Source organism: Amycolatopsis dongchuanensis, assembly GCF_039542405.1.
In the GTDB taxonomy this organism is placed as follows: Bacteria; Actinomycetota; Actinomycetes; order Mycobacteriales; family Pseudonocardiaceae; genus Amycolatopsis_E; species Amycolatopsis_E sacchari.
The window spans coordinates 1-18,044 of the sequence record NZ_BAABIB010000064.1; the positions used below are offsets into that span (position 1 = coordinate 1).

The window sequence follows — 18,044 nt, forward strand, 5'->3', positions numbered from 1 at the left end:
CGCACGCCGCTCCGCGCGCCCGGCTGCGCCGCTCCGCGCCCCGCTACGCGGCTCCCCGCCGCTACGCGGCTCCCCGCCGCTACGCGGCTCCCCGCCGCTCCGCGCCCCGCTCGCCTCGCTCCGCGGCTGCGCGGCTCCACCGCGCCGCCCCGCCGCTACGCCACCCACCACCACCCCCCTCAACCCAAAAAAGCCTCGATCGCCGAGGCGATGGCCTGCGCGTACCGCGCCCGCCCCTCCGGGCTGGCCATCGCCGCGGCCTCGGTCGCGTTGCGCATGTTGCCGCATTCCACCAGGGCGGCCGGGCGGGTCGACAGGTTGAGACCGGCCAGGTCGTCCCTGGGGTAGATGCCCGCGGACCCGAGGTACGTCGACGTCGGGTAGCCCGCCCGCTGCAGCGAGTCCCGCAGTGCGTGGGCCAGCGAGATCGACGGCTCGCCTTGCGCGGGGTTCAGCGGCGGCGCCGAGTACGACACGTGGAACCCGTGCGCACCGGGCGAAGTCGACCCGTCGGCGTGGATCGAGACCACCGCGTCCGCGTTCGCCTCGTTGCCGATGGCCGCTCGCCTGTCCACACAAGGTCCGACGCCGTTGTCGTCGTTCCGCGTGTACTCGACCCGCAGTCCGGCCGCCCTGAGCAGCGCCCCCACTCGCTGTGCGACGTCCCACGTGAACGCGTGCTCCGGGTACCCCGTTCTCGTCGCGGTTCCCGTGGTGTTGCACGGTTTCGTCTCGCCACGCCCCGCCGGGACGGGCTTGTTGATCACACCGGGGTGGCTCGCGTTACCACCGTTGTGCCCCGGATCGAGCACCACGACCCGCTGCGGCCGGGACGACGACGGCGCAGCAGAAGACAGCACAGACGGAGCCCCGGAAACACCGGACGGAACAACAGAAACCCCCGGCGAACCCGGCACCGGACTCCCGCCACCACTCGTGCACCCCGCGAGCAGCAGCGTCCCCGCCAGCACCATCCGCCACCTCATGCGCCCACCGTCGCACACCCCCGGGGCGCCGGAGCGCCTGCCACGCCCACCGGACGTTAGTCTGGGCAGTACGTGCAGGTCCCTTCACGGATGGGAAACGGCAAATGGTCAACCCCGGCGGCGGAATGCCCGACATGCAGGCGATCCTCCAGCAGGCGCAGCAGATGCAGCAGCAGCTCGTCGCGGCGCAGGAGGAGCTCGCCCGCACCGAGGTCACCGGCAGCGCCGGCGGTGGACTGGTCACCGCGACGGTCACCGGCGGCATGGAACTGAAGAGCCTCAAGATCGACCCGAAGGTCGTCGACCCCGAGGATACCGAGACGCTGGCCGACCTGGTCGTCGCCGCGGTGCGGGACGCGAGCAAGAACGCGCAGAAGCTCACCGAGGAGAAGCTCGGCCCGGTGACCGGGGCGCTCGGCGGCGGCATGCCCGACCTCGGCGGGTTCGGCCTGCCCGGGCTCGGCCAGTAGAAGGCGACCGGGTTGTACGAAGGGGTAGTCCAGGACCTGATCGACGAGCTCGGTCACCTGCCGGGCATCGGCCCGAAGAGCGCGCAGCGGATCGCGTTCCACCTGCTCGCCGCCGACCCGGCGGACATCGCGCGGCTGCAGGACGTGCTCGGCAAGGTCCGCGAGGGCGTCCAGTTCTGCGAGATCTGCGGCAACGTCTCCGAACAACAGCAGTGCCGCATCTGCCGGGACACGCGCCGCGACACGTCGCTGATCTGCGTCGTCGAGGAGCCCAAGGACGTGCTCGCCGTGGAGCGCACGCGCGAGTTCAAGGGCCGCTACCACGTGCTGGGCGGCGCGCTGGACCCGTTGTCCGGCATCGGTCCGGACCAGTTGCGCATCCGTGAGCTGCTCACCCGGATCGGCGGCGAGGAGGTCACCGAGGTGATCATCGCGACCGACCCGAACACCGAGGGCGAGGCGACGGCGACGTACCTGGTGCGGATGCTGCGCGACTTCCCCGGGCTCACGGTCACCCGCCTCGCCTCCGGCCTGCCGATGGGCGGGGACCTGGAGTTCGCCGACGAGCTGACGCTGGGCCGTGCGCTGTCCGGACGCCGCACTCTCTGACCTCGCCGCCGCGGTGCTCGCCGCACCGCCGCGGCTGGGCCGCGTCCGCCTCGTCGCGGTCGACGGCCCCTCCGGCGCGGGCAAATCCACCTTCGCCGCGCGGCTGTGCGCCGAACTGCCGGACTCGGCGCTCGTCAGCACCGACTCCTTCGCCACCTGGGACGACCCCGTCGCGTGGTGGCCGCGCCTGGTCGCCGGCGTCCTCGAACCGCTCGCGCACGGCGAGCCGGGCAGCTACGTCAAGCTGGACTGGACCAGTGGCCGTCCAGAGCCCGGGGAGCGGGTCGTCGTGCCCCCGCCGGGCGTGCTCGTCGTCGAAGGGGTGTCGGCCGCCCGGAAATCCGTTCGGCCGCTGTTGTCCGCGTTGTGCTGGCTCGGTGGTCCAGACCCCCGGACGCGGCTGGAGCGTGCCGTTCAGCGGGACGGCGAGGCGTCCCGGGAGCACCTCGTGCGGTGGCAGGCGTTCGAGCGGGGGTGGTTCGCCGTCGACCGCCCGTTCACCCATTCGGAGGCACACTTGCAGGTCTTTTCGGGCAAATTCTCTACGGAGCGCAACGACAACCGCCCGCGGTGTGATGGAACGGCCTTTTACGTAGCGCGATCGTAACCTGGCGTGGTTAAGCAAAACGCCCATTGGGGGCTAGGGTCGTCGATCAAACTGCAACTTCTACTAGGAGTTCCCATGCTCCCTCAGCGGGTGGCTCGTCTGCGCCGGCTCGCCCTGATCGGGTTGACCGGCGCGCTCGCCGTGGCCATGTCGGCCTGCGCTTCCGAACGCGGTTCGGGTGGTGGTGCCGACCAGACGTTCGTCTTCGGTGCCGCGGGCGCGCCGAAGAACTTCGACCCGATCTTCAACGACGACGGTGAGAGCTTCCGTCCTGCCCGGCAGATGTTCGACACGCTCGTCACGTACAAGCCCGGTACCACGGAGCTGGTGGGCGACCTGGCGACCGCGTGGACCCCGAGCGCCGACGGCAAGGCCTGGACCTTCACCCTGCGTCAGGGCGTCAAGTTCCACGACGGCACCCCCTTCAACGCCGCGGCGGTCTGCTTCAACTTCGACCGCTGGTACAACATGAAGGGCGCGGCGGCGCAGAGCCAGATGATCTACTACGGCGACGTCTTCGAGGGCTTCGCCAAGAACGAGGGCGACGCGACCGGCTCCCCGGTGTACAAGTCGTGCGAGGCGAAGGACGACTTCACCGCCGTCATCAACCTCAACAAGGCGAAGGGCGCCTTCCCGGACGCCTTCGGCCTCACGTCGCTGTCGATCTCCAGCCCCGACGCGCTGAAGAAGTACGACGCCGACAACGTGACCCAGAGCGGCGACTCGTTCACGTACCCCGCGTACGCCAACGAGCACCCCACCGGCACCGGCCCGTACAAGTTCGAGAGCTACGACAAGACGAACAAGACGATCACCCTGGTCCGCAACGACGACTACTGGGGTGAGAAGGCCAAGACGGCCAAGCTGATCTTCAAGATCATCGAGGACGAGAACGCCCGCAAGCAGGAGCTCGCCGCCGGCACCATCGACGGCTACGACTTCCCGAGCCCGGCGGACTACAACTCGCTGAAGGACGCGGGCAACCAGGTCCTGATCCGCCCGGCCTTCAACATCCTCTACCTGGGCATCAACCAGAAGAACAACCCGAAGCTGCAGGACGTCCGCGTCCGCAAGGCGATCGAGTACGCGATCAACAAGGACCAGCTGGCCAAGAACAAGCTGCCCAGCGGTGCCTACGCGCAGACGCAGTTCCTGCCGAACAACGTGCCCGGCTACACCGACTCGGTGGAGAAGCACAGCTACGACCCGAACCAGGCGAAGCAGCTGCTGCAGCAGGCCGGGGCGAGCGACCTGACGCTGAACTTCTACGTGCCCACCGAGGTCACCCGGCCCTACATGCCGAACCCGGTGGACATCGGCGGCGCGATCGCGGACGACCTCAAGGCCGTCGGCATCAAGGTCAACATCGTCCAGGAGCCGTGGAACGGTGGCTACAAGGACGACGTGCAGAAGGCGGGCAAGCAGGACCTGCACCTGCTGGGCTGGACCGGTGACTACGCCGACGCCGGCAACTTCGTCGGCACGTTCTTCGGCCGCCAGAAGGCGGAGTTCGGCTTCGACAACGCGCAGATCTTCTCGGCGCTGTCCAACGCCGACGCGCAGGTGACGCCGGATGCGAAGAAGAGCGCGTACGAGCAGGCCAGCGTGCTGATCTCGCAGTACGTCCCGGCGGTGCCGCTGACCTCGTCGCCGCCGGCGATCGTGGTCAAGAACAACATCCACAACCTGATCCCGACCCCGCTGACCGACGAGCGGTTCTACACGGTCACCAAGGGCTGACGGCCGGGCTTCGGCGCCTGAGTACCGCGTCCCGGCGATCCCGGGGCGCGGTACTCGCGCAGAAGAGACCCCTGTGAGGGCTTCCACCACATGCTGCGATTCATCCTCAGGCGGCTGCTGCAAGCCGTACCGACTCTGCTCGTGCTCTCGATACTGGTGTTCGCCTGGCTGCGCCTGCTGCCCGGCGGCCCGGCGGGCGCACTGCTCGGGGACAAGGCCACTCCCCAGAAGCTGGCCGACCTCAACCACCTGCTGGGTCTGGACCAGCCGATCCCCATCCAGTACTTCAAGTTCCTCGGCCGCGTCATCACCGGCGACTTCGGCAGTTCGCTGATCAGCGGCGACTCCGTGATCGCGGAGGTCGGCCGGGCGTTCCCGGCGACCGTCGAGCTCTCGGTGTTCGCACTCGTGCTCGCGGTCGCCTTCGGCATCCCGCTCGGCTACGTCGCCGCCCGCTACCGCGGCAGGCTGCTGGACAACGCCACCGTGCTCACCACGCTGGTCGGTGTCGCGGTGCCGGTGTTCTTCTTCGGCGTGCTGCTCAAGTACGTGTTCGCGCAGAAGCTGGGCATCCTGCCGCCTTCGGGGCGCCAGGACGTGACCATCGACGCCACGCACGTCACCGGGTTCTTCGTCCTCGACGGGATCCTGACGGGTGAGCTCGACGCGGCGTGGGACGCGATCAAGCACCTGATCCTGCCCGCGATCGCGCTGGCGAGCATCCCGTTCGCCGTCATCGTGCGCATCACCCGTGCTTCGGTGCTCGACGTGCAGCAGGAGGACTTCGTGCGCACGGCGGAGTCGAAGGGCCTGACCACGCCGGTGATCCGGCGCCGGCACATCCTGCGCAACGCGCTGCTGCCGGTGTCGACGACCATCGGCCTGCAGACCGGGCTCCTGCTGGCGGGCGCGGTGCTGACGGAGAAGGTGTTCAACATCCCGGGCGTCGGTTACCTGCTGGCGCAGGGCATCGAGCGCCGTGACTTCCCGAGGCTGCAGGCGCTGCTGCTGCTCGCCGCGTTCGTGTACGTCATCGTCAACCTCCTCGTCGACGTCTCGTACGCGATCATCGATCCGAGGGTGCGGGTGCGATGACCACGAACCTGTTGCGGCGCAAGCGCGACCGCATCGACGACCTGGCGGAGACCTCGGGCGGCACGAGCCTCGCGGCGGACGCGTTCAAGCGCATGTCGCGCAGCCCGATCGCGATCACCGGCGCCGTCATCACGATCCTGTTCGTGCTGCTGGCGGTCCTGTCGCCGTTCCTGGCGCCGAAGGACCCCCACCGGCCCTACGACGAGCTGAAGGCGACGCTGCGGCCGGACTCGATCCCCGGTGCCATGCCGGGTTTCCTGCTCGGCAGCGACCAGAACGGCTACGACTTCTTCTCGCGGCTGCTGGTCGGTTCGCAGCAGACGCTCATCGTGGGTGTCGTCGCGACGCTGATCGGCGTCGCGATCGGCATGGTGATCGGCGGGCTCGCCGGCGCGCTCGGCGGCTGGGTGGACACGGTGCTCATGCGGTTCACCGACATCCTGCTCGCGATCCCGTCGCTGCTGCTGGCGATCTCGATCGCGGCGCTGTTCCCCGGTACACAGTGGACGGTCATCATCGCGGTCGCGGTGGTGAGTGTCCCGGTCTTCGCCCGGCTGCTGCGGGGCGCGATGCTCGCGCAGCGCTCCAGCGACCACGTGCTCGCCGCGACCGCGCTCGGCGTGCGGCGCAGCACCATCGTGTTCCGGCACATGCTGCCGAACTCGGTGGGCCCGGTGATCGTGCAGGCCACGCTGACGCTGGCCACCTCGATCATCGACGCGGCCGCGCTGTCGTTCCTCGGCCTCGGTGACGCCGACTGGACGCGGGCGGAGTGGGGCCTGATGCTGGGCAAGGCGCAGGACTACCTCGACGTCAAACCGGAACTCGCTTTCTACCCGGCCATCGCGATCATCATCGTGGCGCTGGGCTTCACGCTGCTCGGCGAATCGCTGCGCGAAGCGCTCGACCCGAAAAACAGGCGGTAAGAGCTTCATGGCACTGCTGGAAGTCAGGGACCTCTCGGTCACCTTCAAACGCAAGGGGGTCCGCCCCTTCACGGCCGTGGACGGCGTCAGCTTCGACGTCGAACCCGGCCGCACCGTCGGCCTTGTCGGCGAGTCGGGCAGCGGCAAGTCCGTGACCGCGCTGGCGATCATGGGCCTGCTGCCCAAGCGGGGCGCGGAGGTCGGCGGCTCGGTCCGGTTCGAGGACACCGACCTGCTGACGCTGTCCGACCGGCAGCTGCGCGACAAGCGCGGCCGCGACCTCGGCATGGTGTTCCAGGACCCGCTGTCCTCGCTGAACCCGGTCATCCCGATCGGCCTGCAGATCACCGAGGTGCTGGAGCGGCACCGCGGGATGAGCCGCAAGCAGGCGAGCGGCGAGGCGGAGCAGCTGCTCGGCCGGGTCGGCATCCCCGACCCGACGCGACGGCTTTCCGAGTACCCGCACCAGCTTTCGGGCGGGATGCGGCAGCGCGCGCTGATCGCGATCGCGCTGGCGTGCAAGCCGAGGCTGCTCATCGCGGACGAGCCGACGACCGCGCTCGACGTCACGATCCAGGCGCAGATCCTCGCGCTGCTCTCGGAGCTGGTGCGGGACACGGGCACCGCGTTGATCATGATCACGCACGACCTCGGTGTCGTCGCGGGTCTGTGCGACGAGGTCAACGTCATGTACGGCGGGCGGATCGTGGAACGGGCCGAGCGGCACGCGTTGTTCGCGGCGGCCCGGCACCCGTACACGCACGGGCTGCTGGAGTCGATCCCGCGGCTGGACGCCCCGCGTGGCGAGAAACTGGTGCCCATCAAGGGTTCCGTGGCCGACAACATCCCGTGGGACTCGGCGTGCGCGTTCGCGCCGCGGTGCCCCAACGCGCTGGACCGGTGCCGCCAGGTCCGGCCCGAGCTGCTACCCGACCACGGCGGCATGCTGCGCTGCCACAACCCGGTCGGACACGCGGTCAAGCAGGGGGTGCGGGCGTGAGTGACGCTTTGGTGCAGGTCGAAGGCCTCGAAGTGCACTTCCCGATCAAGCGGGGAGTGGTGCTGGACCGGACGGTGGGGCACGTCTACGCCGTCGACGGGGTGAACCTGGAGATCCGGCGCGGCGAGACGTACGGGCTCGTCGGCGAGTCGGGCTGCGGCAAGACGACGCTGGGCCGCGGCCTGCTGCGGCTGGTGGAGCCGACCGGTGGGCGCGTGGTGTTCGACGGGACCGACCTGTCGGAGCTGAAGGGCGAGTCGCTGCGGAAGATGCGGCGCCGCATGCAGATGGTGTTCCAGGACCCGCTGTCCAGCCTCGACCCGCGCCAGTCGGTCGAGTCGATCCTGGTCGAGGGCATGCGGGCGCACGGCCTGGCGAAGGACAGGGAGGCGACGCGCAAACGCTTGCGCGAGCTGCTGTCCGCGGTCGGGCTGCCGGAGAGCGCGCTGCGGAAGTACCCGCACGAGTTCTCGGGCGGGCAGCGGCAGCGCATCGGCATCGCGCGGGCGCTGGCCGTCGAGCCGGACCTGATCGTCGCCGACGAGCCGGTGTCGGCGCTCGACGTGTCCGTGCAGGCGCAGGTCATCAACCTGCTGGAGGAGCTGCAGGAGCGGCTCGGCCTGACGTACCTGGTCATTGCGCACGACCTGGCCGTGGTGCGGCACATCTCCGACCGGATCGGCGTGATGTACCTGGGTTCGCTGGTCGAGGAGACCGACTCGGAGACGCTCTACGCGCAGCCGCTGCACCCGTACACGAAGGCGCTGCTGTCGGCGATCCCCGTGCCCGATCCGGAGGTCGAGGACAGCCGGGAGCAGATCCTGCTCGCCGGTGACCTGCCCTCGCCCGCCGCGCCGCCGTCCGGCTGCCGGTTCCACACCCGCTGCCCGTGGCGGCAGGAGACGAAGTGCGACACCGAACGGCCGCAGCTGCGGGAGATCGGCGCGGGGCACCGGGTGGCGTGCCACTGGGCGGAGGACATCCAGGCGGGCCGGATCACGCCGCACGAGGTGGAGGCGGAGCTGGTCGAGGTGGAGTCCGCGGCCGGGCCGTCGGTGCCGCACGCGTCGTCCGTGGCGGAGATGCTGGAGCCGTGATTTCGGTACCCTGGCGGCCCGGAGGCCCGGAACGACAGGGGGACTGAGACGTGCACATCGACCAGTGGCTGGAGACGATCCCGCCACTCCTGGTGTACATCACGGTCGGTGCCGTGATCGGCTTCGAGAGCCTCGGCATCCCCCTTCCCGGTGAAATCGTGCTGGTGAGCGCCGCGTTGCTGTCGTCGACGCACGCCGGGCTGAACCCGTGGCTCGTCGGGATCGTCGGCAGCGCCGGCGCGATCGTCGGCGACAGCATCGGCTACCTCATCGGCCGCAAGGGCGGGCGCAGGCTGTTCGACTGGGCGGGCCGGAAGTTCCCGAAGCACTTCGGGCCCGACCACGTCCGCAACGCCGAACGGATCTTCGCCCGGCGCGGCGTGTGGGCGGTGTTCTTCGGCCGGTTCGTCGCACTGCTGCGGATCCTGTGCGGGCCGCTCGCGGGTTCGCTGCACATGAACTACGGCAAGTTCCTGGCGGCGAACGCGCTGGGCGGCATCGCCTGGGCCGGCGGTACGACGGCGCTGGTGTACTCGCTCGGTGTCGTCGCGGAGCAGTGGCTGTCGCGGTTCTCCTACGTGGCGCTGGGCATCGCGGTGCTCGCCGGCGTGGTCATCAGCCTGGTGCTCAAGAAGCGGATGGGCCGCAGGCATCACGAGGACGAGGCGGCGAGCGCCACGTCGGCCGAGCGCTGACGCTTCGGCAGCGAGCCCAGCAGCACGCCGCCGACGACCACCAGCCCCGCCAGCACCTCGACGAGCGCGGGGCGCTCGGCCAGCAGCAGGAACGACGCGCTCATCCCGACGACGGGCACGAGCAGCGAGAACGGCGCGACGACGCCCGCGGGGTGCCGTCGCATCAGCGTGGTCCAGATGCCGGAGCCGACGAGCGTGCCGAACACCACGATGTAGGCGAAGCCGGCGATCCCGATCCAGCCGCCGGTCGTGTTCAGGGTGGCGAGCGCGTGCCAGTCGGCGGCCGGGCCCTCGAAGACCAGTGACAGCAGGAACATCGGCAGCGGTGGCACGACCGACATCCACAGCGTGAAGTGCAGGCCGTTCTCGGCGCGGGCCTGCCGGGCGCAGATGTTGCCGACGGCCCAGCTCAGTGCGGCGAGCAGGGTGAGCACGACGGGCAGCAGCACGGCGTGCTCGGCCTGGTGCCAGGCGATCACGGCCATCCCGCCGACGGCGAGGACGATGCCGGCCAGCTGCCGGGGCGAGAGGCGTTCGCGCAGGAGGACGCTGCCGAGCAGCACGGTGAACGGCGCCGAGGCCTGCAGCACGAGCGACGCCAGGCCGGTCGGCATGCCGATGTTCATCGCGATGAACAGCAACGCGAACTGCCCGGTGCCGAAGCCGAGGCCGAACCCGATGAGCCAGCGCAGCTTCACCTTCGGCCGAGGCACGAACAGCACGGTGGGGATGGCGATGACGAGGAAGCGCAGCGCCCCGGTGAACAACGGCGGGAAGTGGCCGAGTGCGTAGTGCACGGCGAGGAAGTTGCAGCCCCAGAGCACGGCGACGAACACGGCGAGGAGACGGTCACGAGCACCCACGGTCTCAAGCTTGCGGTGGACAACTGTGTAGCACAATCGAGATAAATTCCAGCGACCCTTCAGTAGGCCTTCACGGACGTGCATATCGCCAGGTCGCGGGTGCTGCGGGAGTTCGCGGGCCGGGGCAGAGTGACGTCCGCCGCATGGGCCCTGACACGGCTCCGGGCTCCGCAGGTCGAGGTGGGGTTGCCGCTGCCCGAGCCGGGGGCGGGGCCTGACGCCGTGCACGTTGTGCACGTTGTATGCAGCGGGGGCTGCGGTGGCTGCCGTGGCTGCTGTGTCGTGGGTGGGCGGGCTGGCTGCTGTCTCGCGTGGCGGCACCCGGCCCCGGGCTGGTGTTATGCGCGTTGTATACGGCGGCGATGACCGGTCGCGTCGTGAGGGGGGCGGGCTGGCCGCTGTCTCGCGTGGCCGCTCCCGCCCGGGACCGTTATGCGCGTTGTATACGGCGACGGTGACCGTCGCGTCGTGAGGGCTCGGCCAGGACTTACCTCTTGGTGCGCAGCCGCGCGCTCCCGGCTCGGTGCGGTCGCGTTATGCAGGTTGTATGCAGCGGCTGCAGTGACTGCCCCCTCGTGAGGGGCAGGTCCGGCCGCGGTTGCTCAGCCGCGCGCTTCTCACCGCAGCCATCGCGCCCGGCTGCCCCATGTCGAGGCACCGCGCTGCCCGCCCCTCTACGCCGGGCAGCGCGGTGCCCGCCGCGCCGCAACCGCTCAGCCCAGCCAGCCCGTCGTCACCCCCGCGCCGCAACGGCTCAGCCCAGTCAGCCGATCGTCACCCCCCGCAGCAACCGCTCAACCCGGCCAGCCCGTCTCCCGCGCCCATTCCTCGGCACGAGCGTTCGCGGCGACGAGCCACGGCGCCTTCCCCTCGCGGTAACGGCCAGGACGGTGCCGGGAGCGGCGGGCGAGCCCTGCTTTCAGCTCCCCGTACGCCGCCGCCTCATCGGGATGGGCGAGGAGGTAGTCGCGCAGCAGGAGGCATCGGCGGACGTTCGGGTCGCTGGGGTCGCGGCGGCGGATCAGGTACGTAATACGGCCTGTATACAACTCGTAGTACCGACTCTCGCTGGTGAAACCGTGGATGTGCCGGTAGCCGGCGTCGAGCAGAGGGCCGGGATTCCACTGGCCGTCCGGGATGACGAGCTGGATGTCGATGATCGGCTTGGCCGCCAGCCCCGGCACGGCGGTGGAGCCGATGTGCTGGAGCTCGCCGGGCACGCCCGCCTGCGTCAGCCGGGCGGCCTCGGCCGCGAACAGCCGGGGCCAGTCGGCCGACGGGGCGGCGAACGGCACCCCGTGGACGCGGCTGCGCCTGGGCCGGTCACGGCGGAACCAGCGCATGGCCGCCTCCCTCAGAGCGCGTTGAGGCCCGTCACGATCACCTTCGTCAGGCGGGTGAGATACACGTTGTCCACCTGCTCCGTACTGCGGAGCAGGCGTAGCAGCAGCGGCGAGATCAGCACGTCGAGGCCGAGTTCGAGGTCGAGGTCGGCGGGAAGCTCGCCGCGGTCGATCGCGCGGGTCAGCACCGTGGCGGCGGCGGTGCGGCGCGGCCTGTCGACCACGTCGTGCAGTGCGGCGGCCAGCTCGGGGGTGCGGGTGGTCTCGACCAGGACGTCCAACGCGATCCGCCGCGTCCGCGGATCGGCCTGTTCGACGATCACGTCGAGGAACGCGCGCACGTCGCCTGCCAGTGAACCGGTGTCCGGCACCTCCGGCAGGTTCCGCAGTACCGCGGCCCCGACCAGGTCGATCAGCATCGCCTGTTTGGACGGCCATCGGCGGTATACCGCCGCCTTGCCGACCCCGGCCCGGCGCGCGACCGCATCCATCGTCATGCGCGCGTAGCCGATCTCGGCGAGCTGGTCGAACATCGCGCGGGTGATGGCGGCCGTGACGGATTCCTGGAGGACCGCCGCCCCCGCCGGTTCCCGCGAGCTCGTCATGCACGAAGTATACACACGACGGAACGGTTGCGTTCCATCGTCGCCACGGCTAACTTCGGCAGTGGACGTCGGAACAGTTCCGTTCCGACGTGAACGAAGGAGCAGCCATGAAGATCCACCCGCTCCGCATCGGCCGCACCAAGGTGCCGTTCGGCCAGTTCTACGGGGGCCTGCAGGGGTTTTCGCTCGGCGAGTTCGCCGCGGACAAGGACCACTTCCTCTGGGTGCCGATCCACGCCTACCTGCTCGACCACCCGAAGGCCGGGCCCGTGCTGGTCGACACCGGGATCAGCCCGGAGCAGGCCGCGCACGTCGACTACTACCGCGGTTCGATCATGGAGCACGCGATGGACGTCGACGAGTACGAGCTGCCCGCCGACCAGACCATGCCGGCCCAGCTCGCGCGCCGGGGCTACCGGCCGGAGGACATCCGCGCCGTGATCATCACGCACTTCCACGAGGACCACGTCGGCCCGCTGAACCTGTTCGCGCACGCCCCGGTGTACCTGGGCGCGGCCGAGTACGCCGCGCGGAACGACAAGGTGCTGGGCCTGGTGCCGCTGGCCTACCCGCCGTCGATCGCGGCGATCACCGACTGGCGGCCGATCGAGTTCACCGGCCCGGCCATCGGCGGCTTCGAAGGCTCGGCCGACCTGTTCGGCGACGGGAGCGTGCTCGCGTTGCCCACACCCGGCCACAGCCCCGGCAGCACCAGCGTGCTCGTGGACCACCGGTACCTGCTGACCGGGGACGCGATGTACACCATCCGGCACCTCGCCGTGGACCAGGTGCGAGCGTTCCAGACCGGCGGCGAGGCGCAGTACGTCGACTCGGTGCGGCGGATCCAGTGGCTCCGCCGCGAACTCCCCGAGCTGGTCATCCTCACCGCGCACGACCACACCGAGTACGGCACGCGGCTGATCGCCGGGCTCGTCGGCGGCGAACTGTCCGATGTGGACTTGGCATGGGCGAAGTCCTACGAGCGGGCGACTTTCGACGAACTCGCCAACCTCAACCCGGCCCGGCTACCGCGGTTCGTCCCGTCCGGCGACGGTCTCGGACACGTGGCCTGAGCCGGGAAAACCCGGCCTGAGCCGAAAACCCGGCCTCCCCGCGGAGAGGCCGGGCGCCGGAATCAGCGGTGCGAGCGGTTCACCGCCGAGACGACCGCGCGCAGCGAAGCCGTGACGATGGACGGGTCGATGCCCACGCCCCAGTACACCTTGTCGCCGATGGCGCACTCGATGTACGAAGCCGCGCGGGAGTCGTCGCCCGGGGTCAGGGTGTGCTCGCTGTAGTCCATGAGCCGCACGTCGTACCCGATGGTGGACAGCGCGTCGAAGAACGCGGCGATCGGGCCGTTCCCGGTGCCCGTGATCTCCTGCTCCTCGCCGTCCACGCGGACCGTCGCCCGCAGCCGGTAGTCGCCGTTCGCCGTGACGTGCTGGCTGACCAGCTGCAGCGGCGACTCGGTCTCCAGGTACTCCTTCGCGAACGCGTCCCACATCGTGCGCGGGTCGACCTCGCCGCCCTCGCTGTCCGTGTAGCGCTGGATGACCTGCGAGAACTCGATCTGCAGCCGGCGCGGCAGGTCGAGCTGGTGCTCGGTCTTCATGATGTAGGCGACGCCGCCCTTGCCGGACTGCGAGTTCACCCGGATGACGGCCTCGTAGCTGCGGCCGACGTCCTTCGGGTCGATCGGCAGGTACGGCACCTCCCACGGGAACTCGTCCACCGGTACACCCGCCTTCTCGGCGGCGCGGTGCAGCGCGTCGAAGCCCTTGTTGATCGCGTCCTGGTGGCTGCCGGAGAACGCGGTGAACACCAGGTCACCGCCCCACGGCGTGCGCTCGTGCACGGGCAGCTGGTTGCAGTACTCGACGGTCCGCTTGATCTCGTCGATGTCGGAGAAGTCGATCTGCGGGTCGATGCCCTGGCTGAACAGGTTCATGCCCAGCGCGACGAGGTCGACGTTGCCGGTGCGCTCGCCGTTGCCGAACAGGCAGCCCTCGATCCGGTCCGCGCCCGCCTGGTACCCCAGTTCGGCGGCGGCGATGCCGGTGCCGCGGTCGTTGTGCGGGTGCAGGGACAGGATCACCGAGTCGCGGCGGTCCAGGTTGCGGCCCATCCACTCGATCGAGTCGGCGTAGACGTTCGGCGTGGCCATCTCGACGGTCGCGGGCAGGTTGAGGATCACCGGCCGCTCCGGCGTCGGCTGCCAGATGTCGGTGACGGCGTTGCACACCTCGGCCGCGTACGACAGCTCGGTGCCGGTGTAGGACTCCGGCGAGTACTGGAAGCGGAAGTCGGTGTCGGAGTACTTCTGCGCGTACTCCACCACCAGGTCGGCGGCCTGCAGCGCGATCTTCTTGATGCCCTCGCGCTCCTCGCGGAACACGACGCGGCGCTGCAGGATCGAGGTCGAGTTGTAGATGTGCACGATGGCCCGCGGCGCGCCTTCGAGCGCCCGGAAGGTGCGCTCGATCAGCTCGGGACGGCACTGCGTCAGCACCTGGATGCGGACGTCCTCGGGGATCGCGCCGTCCTCGATGATCTCGCGGACGAAGTCGAAGTCGGTCTGGCTCGCCGCCGGGAAGCCGACCTCGATCTCCTTGTAGCCCATGCGGACCAGCAGGTCGAAGAACTTGCGCTTGCGGGCGGGCGACATCGGGTCGATGAGGGCCTGGTTGCCGTCACGCAGGTCGACGGCGCACCACAGGGGCGCGCGCTCGATGCGCTTCTCGGGCCACGTGCGGTCGGGCAGCTGGATGTCCTCCACCAGCCGGTACCAGGGCTGGTAGCGGTGGTAGGGCATCGAGCTGCCGCGTTGCGCGTTCCAGGCGGGCTGGTCGGCGGGTGCCGGACGGGCGGGCTTGCGGATGCGGCTCACGCTGGGTTCGGAGGTGGTCATGCTGGAAGGGGTCTCCTGCCGGATTCGGGTCGGGCGACCGGCGGCGTCACGAAGCCCCGCGACGGGGGGCCGGTCTGGATCAGGCCCCGTCGCGGCAGCGAAGCAGGAGAGCACGCGCCACGGAGTCACCATAACCCCGTGAAGTTGATGATGAAAACAGGGGCGGGCCGCGGCGGGCTCCAGCGTGAGCCCGCGGTAACCGGAACAGGTGATCGCCGACCCCCGCGGGCAGATCGAGTCGGCCGGGCAGGCAGCCGCCCCCGCTCCGGCATTACCGGTGAGTAGCCATCGGGTCGCCGACGTGCCACACTTCCGGCATGGCCGAACACGCCGAACGTGGTGAGAACGACCTCACCGGCGAGGAGACGAAGACGCGGCGTGCGTCCGACGTCGACTGGCGCCGCGTCAAGGACTCCACCGTCGGGCTCGTGGCCGGGGTGGTCCGCTGGGCGGGGCTGGTCTTCGCGGCGATCCTCGTGCTGCACGTGATCTTCACCGTCGGCTCGGCGAACCCGGACAACGGCATCGTCTCGTGGGTCCGCGGCTGGGCCGACACCCTCTCGATCGGCTTCAAGGACCTGTTCGAGCCGAACGACGCGAAGCTCCGCGTGCTGGTCAACTACGGCATCGCCGCGTTGTTCTGGCTGATCGTCTCGGCCATCGTGGCGAAGCTGATCCGCCGGATCTTCGGCGCCACGAGCTAGAGCAGGGCCACGCTCAACTCGCGCAAGCGGGCGGGATCGGCGACGACCTCGTACGCCGCGATCCGCCCGTCCTCGATCGTGCACACGAGGGCGATCTCCAGCCGCCCGCGGGGCGCCACGACGATCCCCGGTACCCCGTCGAGCAGGGCCGGTTCGGCGTAGCGGGCGCGCTCGCGCGACAGCAGCTTCGCCTCCTCGGCGACCTCGCGCGCGCCACGCAACTCGACCGGCGATCCCGGCGCCAGCAACGCGGGATCGGCCCGGCGCACGACGTCCGGGGCGAGCACCGCCAGCAACGCCGGGACGTCACCCGCACGGATGGCCGCGAGGAACCGCTCGATCACCCGGTGTTGCCCGACCGACCCCGCCGGTGGTGCCTCACCGCGCACCTTGCGCCGGGCGCGGCTGCCGAGCTTCTTCGTCGCCTCCGCCGAGCGGCCCAGGATGGGCGCGATCTCCGCGAACGGCACGCCGAGCGCGTCGTGCAGCACGAACGCGACGCGTTCCGCCGGGGTCAGCGCGTCGAGGACCACGAGCAGCGCGCGGCCGACCGCGTCGGCCAGCTCCACCTCCGCGACCGGGTCCGGGCTCGTCCCGGCCTCGTCGTTCAGCGGCTCTTCGCGGCGGCTGCTGCGCGACCGCAGCAGGTCCAGGCAGATCCGCGCGACCACGGTGTTCAACCAGCCGCCGAGGTTCGCCACATCGGAGGTGTCCGCGCGGGAGTACCGCAGCCACGCCTCCTGCACGGCGTCGTCCGCCTCGGCGAGCGACCCCAGCATCCGGTACGCGACGCCTCGCAGCCGCTCGCGGTGCTCCTCGAACCCGTCGTCCATGTGTCCCCTCCGCTCGTCGTGCTCCGTCAGTGGGTTGACGGATGCCACCCGACCTGAAGGGACATCGGATGACTGTGTTGCGTGTGGACTCGAGTGTCCGGCACGAGGGCTCGGTCAGCCGCGCGCTGACCGCGGAGCTGACCAGGGGGAAGCAGGTCGTGCACCGCGACCTCGCCACCATGCGGGGGCTCGCGGACGCCTGGCAGGACGCGGTTTCCGGCGGCTCGAAGGCGCTGAGCACGGAACTCGCCGACGAGGTGTTCGCCGCGGACGAGCTGGTGGTGGGCGCTCCGGTGTACGACTTCGGCATCCCGGTCGCGCTCAAGGCATGGCTGGGGTTGCTGATCGTCGACCCGCGCCTGAACCCCAGCGGCGGGCTGGGCACCGCGCTCGCCGGGAAACCCGTGGCGCTGGCCGTGGTCAGCGGCTGGACCTACGAGCCGGACGGCCCGCTCGCGGGCTGGAACCACGCGGTGCCCTACCTGCGGCGGATCTTCGCCGACGTCTTCGGCGCCGACGTCACCCTGCACGTGCGGGAGGGCACGGTTCAGAAGGCGGCTTCGCCCCACGTGCCCGTGTAGGCGAACTCGGCCAGCGGCAGCCGCTTTCGGGCCGCGCGCTCGCGCTCGACGTCACGCTCCTCGCCCAGCACCTCGGGGGCGGCCTGGTGCCCGACGGCGATCGCGACGCGCGGCACCGCTTCGGCGGGCACGCCGAACTCCCGGCGCACCGCCTCGGCGTCGAAGCCCGCCATCTGGTGCGCGGCGAGCCCTTCGTGCACGGCCTGCAGCACCAGGTTCTGCGCCGCGAGGCCCAGCCCGAACTCGGCGTACGGGATCTCGCCCTTCTCGTTCCGCGTGACCATGACCGCGACGAGGAGGGCGCCGGCGCGGTGTGCCCAGGACTGGTTGCGGGGCGTCAGCGTGGCGAGGATCCGGCGGAACGTCTCGTCCCCGCGACGGCCGACGAGGAAGCGGGCCGGCTGGGTGTTCCCGAAGGACGGCGCCCATCGGGCGGCTTCGAGCAGGGCCCGCAGCTGGTCCCAGCTCACCTCCGCGGCCTCGTCGAAGGCTCGCGGGCTCCACCGGTGGTGGATCGCCTCGGCGAGCGGGGCACTGGTCTCGGCTGGCTTTCGCATCAGCGCCCGATGCTGCCACATGATCACCGGGGGCGCCGACCGCAGCGGTCGCACACCGCCTCGGGGTGCCAGGCGCGTGCCTGCGCCCGCAGCTCCTCCCGCAGCCGTCGGCGCGGCTTGGGCACCCCCTGCTCGTCCTCCCGTGGCGTGCCGAACACCCGCATCTCCGTCCGGCGTTCCCCGCACACCGGGCACCTCACTCGCCGGAAGACCCGGCGGGTCGCGAAGTTCATCGACCCCTCCCCGCCGGAGATTGTGCCCGCAAACGGCGGGACCGGCAGTATGAATTCCCGTCTCACGGACACGGCGGGAAAGCATCCGCGGTTCACGCGACAAAGTGCGCGAAACCACAGATTTCGTTCCCGTGGAATGAGGGTATTCCTCCTCCCGGGCCGGACCGGCGGAAATGCTCAGGCCGCCGC

At 70.4% G+C, this 18,044-nt stretch carries 20 protein-coding genes; 12 read left to right on the top strand and 8 right to left on the bottom strand.

Annotated elements, in window-relative coordinates; translation table 11 throughout:
• Window positions 1-179: 179 nt before the first annotated feature.
• Window positions 180-974: an N-acetylmuramoyl-L-alanine amidase gene (locus ABFX51_RS15380; RefSeq protein WP_346054099.1), complete on the bottom strand. Its 795-nt coding sequence runs from the start codon at window positions 972-974 to the stop codon at window positions 180-182.
• Between the two features lie 116 nt (window positions 975-1,090).
• Here ABFX51_RS15380 and ABFX51_RS15385 point away from each other — a divergent pair, with 116 nt between their 5' ends.
• The 9 genes from ABFX51_RS15385 (at window position 1,091) to ABFX51_RS15425 (ending at window position 9,225) form a co-directional block, all read left to right on the top strand.
• The gene (locus tag ABFX51_RS15385; RefSeq protein WP_091508283.1) at window positions 1,091-1,456 is read left to right on the top strand and encodes a YbaB/EbfC family nucleoid-associated protein; all 366 of its coding nucleotides are present in this window, start codon (window positions 1,091-1,093) and stop codon (window positions 1,454-1,456) included.
• A 12-nt stretch (window positions 1,457-1,468) separates the two neighbouring features.
• A complete protein-coding gene (gene recR, locus ABFX51_RS15390) occupies window positions 1,469-2,065 on the top strand; it encodes a recombination mediator RecR (RefSeq protein ID WP_091508285.1) in 597 nt (198 codons plus the stop codon).
• The gene (locus tag ABFX51_RS15395; protein WP_346054095.1) at window positions 2,037-2,672 is read left to right on the top strand and encodes a uridine kinase family protein; all 636 of its coding nucleotides are present in this window, start codon (window positions 2,037-2,039) and stop codon (window positions 2,670-2,672) included. Before recR ends, ABFX51_RS15395 begins: the two co-directional genes overlap by 29 nt.
• A 75-nt stretch (window positions 2,673-2,747) precedes the next feature.
• Entirely contained in the window at window positions 2,748-4,412 is a 1,665-nt protein-coding gene (locus tag ABFX51_RS15400; RefSeq protein WP_346054096.1) for an ABC transporter substrate-binding protein, read from the top strand.
• Between the two features lie 90 nt (window positions 4,413-4,502).
• Window positions 4,503-5,507 (top strand): ABC transporter permease, encoded by a 1,005-nt coding sequence (locus ABFX51_RS15405; protein ID WP_091508288.1) that lies wholly within the window; start codon window positions 4,503-4,505, stop codon window positions 5,505-5,507.
• On the top strand, window positions 5,504-6,433 hold the full coding sequence (locus ABFX51_RS15410; protein WP_091508290.1) for an ABC transporter permease: 930 nt from the start codon (window positions 5,504-5,506) through the stop codon (window positions 6,431-6,433). The genes ABFX51_RS15405 and ABFX51_RS15410 overlap by 4 nt, the downstream gene beginning before the upstream one ends.
• Before the next feature lie 7 nt (window positions 6,434-6,440).
• Window positions 6,441-7,433, top strand: coding sequence for an ABC transporter ATP-binding protein (locus ABFX51_RS15415; RefSeq protein WP_091508293.1), 993 nt, complete (start codon window positions 6,441-6,443; stop codon window positions 7,431-7,433).
• Window positions 7,430-8,530: an ABC transporter ATP-binding protein gene (locus tag ABFX51_RS15420; RefSeq protein WP_091508296.1), complete on the top strand. Its 1,101-nt coding sequence runs from the start codon at window positions 7,430-7,432 to the stop codon at window positions 8,528-8,530. Before ABFX51_RS15415 ends, ABFX51_RS15420 begins: the two co-directional genes overlap by 4 nt.
• A gap of 50 nt (window positions 8,531-8,580) precedes the next feature.
• Window positions 8,581-9,225, top strand: a complete 645-nt coding sequence (locus ABFX51_RS15425) for a DedA family protein (RefSeq protein ID WP_091508298.1) — start codon at window positions 8,581-8,583, stop codon at window positions 9,223-9,225.
• Here the strand turns inward: ABFX51_RS15425 and ABFX51_RS15430 are convergent.
• From ABFX51_RS15430 to ABFX51_RS15440, 3 genes are all read right to left on the bottom strand, one after another.
• Complete coding sequence (locus ABFX51_RS15430) at window positions 9,183-10,088, bottom strand: EamA family transporter (RefSeq protein ID WP_091508300.1); 906 nt, start codon at window positions 10,086-10,088, stop codon at window positions 9,183-9,185. The genes ABFX51_RS15425 and ABFX51_RS15430 overlap by 43 nt on opposite strands.
• Window positions 10,089-10,882: 794 nt before the next feature.
• Window positions 10,883-11,431, bottom strand: coding sequence for a GrpB family protein (locus tag ABFX51_RS15435; protein ID WP_091508302.1), 549 nt, complete (start codon window positions 11,429-11,431; stop codon window positions 10,883-10,885).
• Between the two features lie 11 nt (window positions 11,432-11,442).
• Window positions 11,443-12,036: a TetR/AcrR family transcriptional regulator gene (locus tag ABFX51_RS15440; protein ID WP_091508305.1), complete on the bottom strand. Its 594-nt coding sequence runs from the start codon at window positions 12,034-12,036 to the stop codon at window positions 11,443-11,445.
• Window positions 12,037-12,143: 107 nt separating this feature from the next.
• Here ABFX51_RS15440 and ABFX51_RS15445 point away from each other — a divergent pair, with 107 nt between their 5' ends.
• The gene (locus ABFX51_RS15445) at window positions 12,144-13,109 is read left to right on the top strand and encodes an N-acyl homoserine lactonase family protein (RefSeq protein ID WP_091508307.1); all 966 of its coding nucleotides are present in this window, start codon (window positions 12,144-12,146) and stop codon (window positions 13,107-13,109) included.
• 62 nt (window positions 13,110-13,171) lie between these two features.
• On the opposite strand, the gene leuA is transcribed toward ABFX51_RS15445, so the two are convergent.
• Entirely contained in the window at window positions 13,172-14,947 is a 1,776-nt protein-coding gene (gene leuA / locus ABFX51_RS15450; protein WP_091508310.1) for a 2-isopropylmalate synthase, read from the bottom strand.
• A 317-nt stretch (window positions 14,948-15,264) separates the two neighbouring features.
• Between leuA and ABFX51_RS15455 the strand changes: the two genes are divergently transcribed.
• On the top strand, window positions 15,265-15,651 hold the full coding sequence (locus tag ABFX51_RS15455; RefSeq protein ID WP_091508313.1) for a hypothetical protein: 387 nt from the start codon (window positions 15,265-15,267) through the stop codon (window positions 15,649-15,651).
• On the opposite strand, the gene ABFX51_RS15460 is transcribed toward ABFX51_RS15455, so the two are convergent.
• A complete protein-coding gene (locus tag ABFX51_RS15460; protein WP_091508315.1) occupies window positions 15,648-16,484 on the bottom strand; it encodes a sigma-70 family RNA polymerase sigma factor in 837 nt (278 codons plus the stop codon). The two genes, ABFX51_RS15455 and ABFX51_RS15460, sit on opposite strands and share 4 nt — an antisense overlap.
• 68 nt (window positions 16,485-16,552) lie before the next feature.
• Between ABFX51_RS15460 and ABFX51_RS15465 the strand changes: the two genes are divergently transcribed.
• Complete coding sequence (locus ABFX51_RS15465; protein WP_177228731.1) at window positions 16,553-17,065, top strand: NAD(P)H-dependent oxidoreductase; 513 nt, start codon at window positions 16,553-16,555, stop codon at window positions 17,063-17,065.
• Here the strand turns inward: ABFX51_RS15465 and ABFX51_RS15470 are convergent.
• Window positions 17,032-17,622, bottom strand: coding sequence for a nitroreductase family protein (locus ABFX51_RS15470; RefSeq protein WP_091508437.1), 591 nt, complete (start codon window positions 17,620-17,622; stop codon window positions 17,032-17,034). The two genes, ABFX51_RS15465 and ABFX51_RS15470, sit on opposite strands and share 34 nt — an antisense overlap.
• 23 nt (window positions 17,623-17,645) lie before the next feature.
• Complete coding sequence (locus tag ABFX51_RS15475) at window positions 17,646-17,855, bottom strand: hypothetical protein (RefSeq protein ID WP_091508321.1); 210 nt, start codon at window positions 17,853-17,855, stop codon at window positions 17,646-17,648.
• Window positions 17,856-18,044 lie beyond the last annotated feature (189 nt).